The following is a 598-nucleotide window of genomic DNA, read 5'->3' as shown; positions in this document are numbered from 1 at the left end:
CGAACCTGTGACAACTCGATTAACAGTCGAGTGCTCTACCAACTGAGCTATCAGGGAATGGTGGAGCCAAGCGGGATCGAACCGCTGACCTCCTGCTTGCAAGGCAGGCGCTCTCCCAGCTGAGCTATGGCCCCATACACTTTAGTCTATCTGGTATTACTATGGGCCCTGGTGGACTCGAACCACCGGCCTCACCCTTATCAGAGGTGCGCTCTAACCAACTGAGCTAAGGGCCCGTATGAAAAATCGAAAAAAAATACCCCAATGGGGTTTCGCTTGGCGGCGTCCTACTCTCCCAGGACCCTGCGGTCCAAGTACCATCGGCGCTAGAGGGCTTAACGGTCGTGTTCGGGATGGGTACGTGTGGAACCCCTCCGCCATCGCCACCAAACGCATAGCTTAGCTTACATTTCAGAGATCATTCTCTGAAAACTAGATCCGAAACGAAATGTGCGACTTACAACTTGCATATTGGATAAGCCCTCGACCGATTAGTACTGGTCAGCTCCATGCATTGCTGCACTTCCACCCCCAGCCTATCTACCTCGTCGTCTTCAAGGGGTCTTACATACTGGGAAATCTCATCTTGAGGGGGGCT

The 598-nt window shown here is 53.0% G+C and carries 2 tRNA genes and 2 rRNA genes; all 4 read right to left on the bottom strand.

The features are described from left to right. Positions 1–58: 58 nt before the first annotated feature. Positions 59–134: transfer RNA gene (locus HP548_RS00525), tRNA-Ala, on the bottom strand. Positions 135–162: 28 nt separating this feature from the next. Then, positions 163–236, bottom strand: a tRNA-Ile gene (locus tag HP548_RS00520). Positions 237–274: 38 nt separating this feature from the next. Further along, positions 275–391 (bottom strand): 5S ribosomal RNA (gene rrf / locus HP548_RS00515). Between the two features lie 80 nt (positions 392–471). Continuing rightward, positions 472–598 (bottom strand): 23S ribosomal RNA (locus HP548_RS00510); the annotation flags it as partial.

The organism is Paenibacillus taichungensis (genome assembly GCF_013359905.1).
GTDB lineage: Bacteria > Bacillota > Bacilli > Paenibacillales > Paenibacillaceae > Paenibacillus > Paenibacillus taichungensis.
Note: the sequence above shows the minus strand (reverse complement) of the source record. Positions and strands in the feature narration are given on the sequence as shown.